At 42.5% G+C, this 7,147-nt stretch carries 7 protein-coding genes, 2 tRNA genes and 1 rRNA gene; 9 read left to right on the top strand and 1 reads right to left on the bottom strand.

Features of this window, described 5'->3' with window-relative positions:
* Positions 1-139 precede the first annotated feature (139 nt).
* The 8 genes from rrf to tsaD all read left to right on the top strand — a co-directional run bounded on the left by rrf (position 140) and on the right by tsaD (position 4,320).
* A 5S ribosomal RNA gene (gene rrf / locus C6Y07_RS17895) occupies positions 140-255 on the top strand.
* A gap of 18 nt (positions 256-273) precedes the next feature.
* A tRNA-Met gene (locus tag C6Y07_RS17890) sits at positions 274-350 on the top strand.
* Positions 351-354: 4 nt separating this feature from the next.
* A tRNA-Asp gene (locus C6Y07_RS17885) sits at positions 355-431 on the top strand.
* 277 nt (positions 432-708) lie between these two features.
* Positions 709-1,686, top strand: coding sequence for a thiamine-phosphate kinase (gene thiL, locus C6Y07_RS17880; RefSeq protein WP_060595644.1), 978 nt, complete (start codon positions 709-711; stop codon positions 1,684-1,686).
* A gap of 12 nt (positions 1,687-1,698) precedes the next feature.
* Positions 1,699-2,175, top strand: a complete 477-nt coding sequence (gene tsaE / locus C6Y07_RS17875; RefSeq protein ID WP_106031432.1) for a tRNA (adenosine(37)-N6)-threonylcarbamoyltransferase complex ATPase subunit type 1 TsaE — start codon at positions 1,699-1,701, stop codon at positions 2,173-2,175.
* Complete coding sequence (tsaB, locus tag C6Y07_RS17870) at positions 2,156-2,845, top strand: tRNA (adenosine(37)-N6)-threonylcarbamoyltransferase complex dimerization subunit type 1 TsaB (protein ID WP_106071927.1); 690 nt, start codon at positions 2,156-2,158, stop codon at positions 2,843-2,845. Before tsaE ends, tsaB begins: the two co-directional genes overlap by 20 nt.
* A 25-nt stretch (positions 2,846-2,870) precedes the next feature.
* The gene (rimI, locus tag C6Y07_RS17865; protein ID WP_024424460.1) at positions 2,871-3,299 is read left to right on the top strand and encodes a ribosomal protein S18-alanine N-acetyltransferase; all 429 of its coding nucleotides are present in this window, start codon (positions 2,871-2,873) and stop codon (positions 3,297-3,299) included.
* Positions 3,292-4,320, top strand: coding sequence for a tRNA (adenosine(37)-N6)-threonylcarbamoyltransferase complex transferase subunit TsaD (gene tsaD / locus C6Y07_RS17860; protein WP_034664904.1), 1,029 nt, complete (start codon positions 3,292-3,294; stop codon positions 4,318-4,320). Before rimI ends, tsaD begins: the two co-directional genes overlap by 8 nt.
* A gap of 271 nt (positions 4,321-4,591) precedes the next feature.
* Here tsaD and C6Y07_RS17855 read toward each other — a convergent pair whose 3' ends face one another.
* Entirely contained in the window at positions 4,592-6,514 is a 1,923-nt protein-coding gene (locus C6Y07_RS17855) for an ABC-F family ATP-binding cassette domain-containing protein (protein ID WP_106071926.1), read from the bottom strand.
* A gap of 138 nt (positions 6,515-6,652) precedes the next feature.
* Here C6Y07_RS17855 and moaC point away from each other — a divergent pair, with 138 nt between their 5' ends.
* The gene (moaC, locus tag C6Y07_RS17850; protein WP_066031256.1) at positions 6,653-7,144 is read left to right on the top strand and encodes a cyclic pyranopterin monophosphate synthase MoaC; all 492 of its coding nucleotides are present in this window, start codon (positions 6,653-6,655) and stop codon (positions 7,142-7,144) included.
* The last annotated feature ends 3 nt before the right edge of the window (positions 7,145-7,147 follow it).

Genomic DNA, 7,147 nt, shown 5'->3' with positions numbered 1-7,147 from the left:
ATCAGGTTGATAGGTCTGAGGTGGAAGCGTGGTGACACGTGGAGCTGACAGATACTAATAGATCGAGGACTTAACCTATATTCTAATGTGAAGCTTGAACATTGTTATCTAGTTTTGAGAGAACATTCTCTCCATCAGGTTTGGTGGCGATAGCGAAGAGGTCACACCCGTTCCCATACCGAACACGGAAGTTAAGCTCTTCAGCGCCGATGGTAGTTGGGGGTCTCCCCCTGTGAGAGTAGGACGCCGCCAAGCTTGTCATATTTATATCATCGCGGGGTGGAGCAGTTCGGTAGCTCGTCGGGCTCATAACCCGAAGGTCGCAGGTTCAAATCCTGCCCCCGCAACCAAAATGGTCCGGTAGTTCAGTTGGTTAGAATGCCTGCCTGTCACGCAGGAGGTCGCGGGTTCGAGTCCCGTCCGGACCGCCATTTTTATGACTTGTAAACGAAAACGTATAGTTTCGTTTTTTTTTATGTCTTTTTCTTTTCGTACGTATCCAAGATGCAATGAATTGGTTTGTGTTTGGCTACACGTTATGTGAAAAGAAAAAGATAGATCACTTCAACCCAGCCTGGTTTTTTCATACCAGGCTTTCTTTATATCATTTTTAATTGGAATTGAAACTCATATTGGCTTACACTAATACTAATTATGTCTGACATCGTGTCTACTCAATCAATTGATTGCATGAAGGGGCTGCTTTTTATGGATGAATTTGATCTTATTCGCCGAATTACACCAAAAGAAACACATCAGCGTTCTTTGGTTATGGGCATCGGTGATGATGCAAGTGTTTATCAACCTCATTCACATTGTGAAGAGGTCGTTTGTGTTGATACAATGGTGGAGTATGTTCATTTTCGCTTTGATTTTTCCACACCTTTTGAGATTGGCTTTAAAGCACTAGCGGTCAATGTCAGTGATATCGCCGCAATGGGAGGAACCCCAAAGTATTATCTTGTATCGATTGCGATCCCCCCTCATGGTGATGAGACGATCGTCTCAGCTCTTTACGAGGGAATGAAAGCATTGGCTGACACCTATCATATGGATTTAATTGGTGGAGATACAGTCGCCACTCGCAGTGACTTTGTCATTACAGTGACGGTCATTGGCGAGGTTCCCAAGGGAACAGCTTGTTATCGTCACAGTGCTCAGACAGGAGACGTCGTCTTTGTCACAGGTGAGCTTGGTTCATCAGCTGCTGGCTTATCACTTTTAATGAACGAAGTAACCCCTACCAAGGCAGTCGACAAAGCCTTTTTTCTTGATCGTCATAAAAAGCCTCAGCCTCACATTGCTGCTGGACATATTTGCTCAAGCTTCCCACGGGTCACCTTGAATGATGTGAGTGATGGATTAGCGAGTGAGCTGAATGAGATAGCCGAAGCGAGTCATGTGACGATAGAGATAGAAGCAAACAAGCTCCCCACACATCCAGATTTACCAGTGCTGCGTAAAGACTGGCTGGAATGGGTGTTATTTGGCGGGGAAGACTTTGTATTAACTGGTACGATTCCAGAGGCTGATTGGGAAAGCTTTGAAATGCAATGTAGAAAAGAAGACATTCAAGTCAAACGCATTGGACAAGTCAAAGGTGATCAATCAGCAAGCGTTATATTAAAAGACAATAAACAGCAAACAATGTTAATGAAAAAAGGATATAATCATTTTAAGAAATGAGGTGACATAACTGTGAAATTAACATGGACGACAAAAGGTGCGGATGAGACGAAACGAATTGCCGCTGCTTTGGCCAAACTTGTGATGCCAGGCGATGTTTTGACATTAGAAGGGGATTTAGGTGCAGGCAAAACTACTTTTTCAAAAGGTTTTGCAGAAGGCTTAGGGATTACCCGTATCGTCAACAGCCCTACCTTTACGATTATTAAAGAATATACCGATGGCAGACTGCCACTTTATCATATGGACGTGTACCGCATGGAAGATGCGGAAGAAGATATTGGGCTCGAAGAATATTTTGAGGGCGAAGGTGTATGCTTGGTTGAGTGGGCACATCTCATTGGACCTCAATTGCCTTCCACCTATTTGAAAATAGAAATGCTGAGAACAGAACGTGAAGAAGAACGTCATCTCACGTTTAGTGCAAAAGGGGAACGCTATAAGACCCTTTGTAAGGAGATGAAAGAATTTGACCATACTGGCAATTGATACGTCTAACCATACACTAGGAATTGCCCTTGTAAAAGGTTCCACAGTGATTGGTGAGAGCATCACGTATTTAAAAAAGAACCATTCCGTCCGAGCGATGCCGACTGTTGAGGCATTAATGAAAGAATGTGGTGTAGCGCCAAGTGAACTAAGTAAAATCGTTGTAGCGAAAGGACCTGGTTCCTACACTGGTGTCCGAATTGGTGTGACCATTGCAAAAACACTCGCGTGGACGCTGTCTATCCCGATATCGGCTGTTTCAAGTTTAGAAACACTTGCGGCAAATGGTCAATACTTTGATGGATGGATCTCGCCACTATTTGATGCGAGAAGAGGACAAGTTTATACTGGGCTATATACGTTTGAAGAAGGAAAAATTAAAGAGATCAAACCAGACCAAAATATCTTGCTCACGGATTGGCTTCATGAGCTGAAGCAGACAGGAAAGCCTGTCCTATTTCTTGGGCAGGATGTGCATCTTCATGAAGAGAGCATTCGCTCCATTTTAGGAGAAACTGCTGTGATAGCAGAGGGAGCTTTTCAAAACCCAAGACCTTCAATGCTTGCGTTTTTAGGGACAGATCGTCCTGCTGAAGATGTTCATCAGCTTGTTCCTAACTATATTCGTTTGGCAGAAGCGGAAGTGAAATGGCTTGAAGGACAAAAATAATCTCAACATAACAGAGATTCGAAAAATGACGGTAGCGGACATTCCAGAGGTGTATACGATTGAAGTGCATTCATTTACTGCACCTTGGAAAAAAGAATCATTTGTCTATGAGATTCTCCATAACCAGTACAGCCATTATTTCCTCATTGAAGAAGATAAACAGCCTGTTGGGTATTGCGGGGTCTGGATCGTCATGGACGATGCACAAATTACGAACATTGCGATTCTCCCTGAGCATAGAGGAAAGGGCTACGGGGAAGCATTGCTGCGATATGTCATGGAATTTTGCAAAGAAAAAAAGACAGATCATCTTTCTTTAGAGGTGCGGGTTTCGAATACACCTGCACAATCCCTTTATGAAAAGCTTGGTTTCAGACCAGCTTCTATTCGAAAGAATTATTATACGGATAATGGGGAAGATGCATTGGTCATGTGGGTGAATATAAATGAGTGAACAAACAGATCGATTCATATTAGGTATAGAGACAAGCTGTGATGAAACAGCTGCATCCATTGTAAAAAATGGGAAAGAAATTGTGGCGAATGTTGTGGCCTCGCAAATAGAAAGTCATAAACGATTTGGCGGTGTTGTACCAGAAATCGCTTCAAGACATCACGTGGAACAAGTTACCATCGTATTGGAAGAAGTGATGACACAGGCCAATATGAGCTTTCAGGATTTAGATGCCATTGCTGTCACAGAAGGACCGGGCTTAGTCGGTGCCCTTCTGATCGGTGTCAACGCAGCCAAGGCACTAAGCTTTGCTCATCAGATTCCTCTTGTTGGTGTACATCATATTGCTGGGCATATTTATGCAAACCAGCTTGTAGATGAATTACAGTTTCCATGTTTGGCTCTTGTTGTCTCTGGTGGACATACTGAACTTGTGCTAATGAAGGAGCATGGATCTTTTGAGGTCATCGGAGAAACATTAGATGATGCGGCTGGAGAAGCCTACGATAAAGTGGCTCGGACGATGGGTCTCCCGTATCCAGGTGGACCTCATATTGATCGGTTAGCACATGAAGGAGAGCCAACGATTAAACTTCCTCGTGCATGGCTTGAAGAAGGTTCCTATCACTTTAGCTTTAGTGGATTAAAATCAGCTGTAATTAACACATTACACAATGCATCTCAAAAGGGAGAAACAATTGCTCCAGAGAATTTGGCAGCAAGTTTTCAAGCAAGCGTCATTGAGGTGCTTGTTGGGAAAACATTAAAAGCGGCTGAGGCCTATGGCGTAAAGCAGGTTGTCCTAGCTGGTGGAGTCGCTGCCAATAAAGGACTGAGAGAAGCTTTGACGACAGCATTCACAAAGCTACCTGACGTGAAGGTCATTATTCCGCCGTTATCTCTTTGCACAGACAATGCAGCCATGATCGCTGCTGCTGGAACCATTGCGTTTGAAAAGGGAATAAGAGGCGATATGGCGATGAATGGCCAGCCGGGCTTACCGCTTGTCTCATATGAATGAAAACTCCTGTGGATACACAGGTTTTTTTCATTTTCAATGAAAGCGATTTATTCACATGTAAACGTTATATATCCACAATTATTTGAAAATTTTGTTTTAAAATGAAGAGAATGTGTATAAAAAAGAAATTTTGTGTGGATATGTGGTTAAAAACCTGTGAATAAAGTGGATAAGTTCAAAATTTTTAAGAATAACAAAGAAGTTTTTGTGGATATTAATGTGGATAATAAATTTTCACTGAAAGAAAAAAGAGCACCCATTTGGGCACTCTTTAAGATTCGGATAGCTCTTCCCACTCCGCGAAAAGTGATTCAAGCTCTTGATTAAGCGTATCATTTTCTGTTTGAATGTCTTGGACCTTCTCATGATTTTGGAAAATAGCAGGATCACATAGAAGCTCTTCATTTTCACCAAGTTTCTCTTCAATGACAGCAATCCGCTTTTCAATTTCCTCGATTCTGCGCTGCTTTTGTCTTTCTTTCTTTTTCAGTTCTTTTTCTTCCGCATAAGAAAGCTTTGCTGTTTCAACTGGCTTTGCTGCTTGTTTTTTAAGCGGTTCATTTTCTTGAAACGCCTCAAGCTCTAATTGTTCATTTTTCTTTTCAAGGTAGTAGTCATAGTCACCAAGGTATTCTTTTGTTTCCGCTCGCGACAGCTCGAATACTTTCGTTGCTAGTCGATTAATAAAATAACGGTCATGCGAAACAAATAAGATGGTTCCTGGATAATCGATCAGCGCATTCTCTAAAATTTCCTTACTATCTAAGTCCAAATGGTTCGTAGGCTCATCAAGTATTAGGAAATTGGCTTTTTGGAGCATCAGCTTTGCTAGGGCAAGCCGGGCTTTTTCTCCACCGCTTAATGCATGAACGGGCTTTAAGACGTCATCACCAGAAAAAAGGAAATTCCCTAAACATGTCCGAATTTCTTTTTCATTCATATGAGGATAGTCATCCCAAAGCTCATTGAGCACTTTTTTGGAGGATGTCAGTTTGGCTTGTTCTTGGTCATAGTAGCCGATCGTGACATGAGATCCAAAGGTGATGTCGCCTTTTACAGGCGTTAATGTGTTCGTTAACGTTTTTAAAAGGGTTGATTTCCCGATCCCGTTAGGACCAATGAGTGCCACGCTATCCTCACGTTTGATCTGAAAAGAAAGGGAGGATAGGAGCGGTGTTTTTTCATCATAACGAATGTCGAGATCATGTACCTTCAGCACATCATTGCCGCTTTGTCTCGTAATATCAAAATGAAAGTTTGCGGATTTTTCATCACCTAATGGCTTATCTAAACGATCCATCCGTTCCAGCTGCTTGCGTCTGCTCTGAGCGCGCTTTGTGGTTGAGGCTCTTGCCAGGTTGCGATCTACGAAGTCTTGGAGCTTTGAGATTTCTCCTTGTTGCTTTTCGTAGAGCTTCATATCACGCTCTAGCTGCTCAGCTTTCAGTTCAAGATACTTACTATAGTTGCCTGCGAACTTTTTCATGGCAGTTCTTGAGACTTCATACACATGGTTCACCACTTTGTCTAAGAAGTAGCGGTCATGGGACACGATCAGAATGGCGCCTGTATAATTTTGCAAATATTGCTCCAGCCATGATAAGGTATCAATATCTAAATGGTTGGTCGGCTCGTCCAGAATTAAGAGTTCTGGTTTCATTAATAAGAGCTTTCCAAGCGCTAGACGGGTTTTCTGGCCGCCGCTTAAGGATTGAACGGTTGTCTCATCTTCAAAGTGACTAAAGCCCAGCCCATGAAGAATGGAGCGGACATCTGCTTCGTATTGATAGCCGCCTTGATCTTTAAATTCCTGCTGCAGTCTGTCATAGGTTTTCATGAGGGAATCCAGCTCAGAACCTGTGGAGGAAGCCATTTTCTCCTCAATGATTCTCATCTCTTGTTCTATCCCTTTTAAATGATCAAAAACCGATAATAATTCGTCTTTTAACGTACGTGTAGATGTCACATCGGTATGCTGTGCTAAATAGCCGATCGATAGGTCTTTCGGTTTGATGATCTCACCTTGCTCGTAAGACAATTGACCGGCAATGATTTTCAAAAGCGTGGATTTGCCTGCGCCGTTACGACCTACAATGGCAATCCGATCCCTTGCTTTGACTTCTAATTTTATATTCGTTAAAACGGTATCAGCACCAAACGATTTGGACAGCTGATTCACTTGTAGAATCATCATGTAACTTCACCTCTGCTATAATATGTTAAGTGTAGCTTATCAGCAGTAAACCGGCAAATGTTACATACAATCGCCATATTCAAATGAAAGACAGATAGGAAAAAATAGTGTATCATTTGAGTGAGGGAGCGTTGAAAGATGAGTCAATTTAGCCACTTTAACGAACAGGGAAGAGCAAAGATGGTCGACATTAGTGACAAATCGTCTACAGTGAGAACCGCCGTTGCTGCTTCAAGCGTTCGTATGATAAAAGAAGTGTTTCATAAAATACAACAACGTGAAATTGGAAAAGGGGATGTGCTGTCTGTTGCACAGGTTGCTGGCATCATGGCAGCAAAGCAAACATCTACCATCATTCCAATGTGTCATCCGCTTGCACTAAAAGGCGTGGATATCTCCTTTGATTGGGAGGAAGACGGAAATGCGTACATTCTGAACATACAAGTACAGGTGAAAACAAAAGGAAGTACGGGTGTGGAGATGGAAGCGCTCACTTCTGCTTCAGTATGTGCACTGACCGTTTACGACATGTGCAAAGCGATTGATAAAGGCATGATCATCGGTCCTACCTATTTAATTGAAAAGACAGGCGGGAAAAACGGTGATTTTCACAGAGCATCTGATATTTAAGTT

It is taken from the genome of Bacillus sp. LNXM12-1 (assembly GCF_003004375.1).
Classification (GTDB): domain Bacteria; phylum Bacillota; class Bacilli; order Bacillales; family Bacillaceae; genus Bacillus.
This window is presented reverse-complemented; position numbering and strand designations above follow the sequence as displayed.

Coding starts and splice junctions, on each gene's coding strand:
- C6Y07_RS17855 (WP_106071926.1), bottom strand. CDS start 6,514: ATGATGATTCTACAAGTGAATCAGCTGTCCAAATCGTTTGGTGCTGAT.
- thiL (WP_060595644.1), top strand. CDS start 709: ATGGATGAATTTGATCTTATTCGCCGAATTACACCAAAAGAAACACAT.
- rimI (WP_024424460.1), top strand. CDS start 2,871: ATGACGGTAGCGGACATTCCAGAGGTGTATACGATTGAAGTGCATTCA.
- moaC (WP_066031256.1), top strand. CDS start 6,653: ATGAGTCAATTTAGCCACTTTAACGAACAGGGAAGAGCAAAGATGGTC.
- tsaD (WP_034664904.1), top strand. CDS start 3,292: ATGAGTGAACAAACAGATCGATTCATATTAGGTATAGAGACAAGCTGT.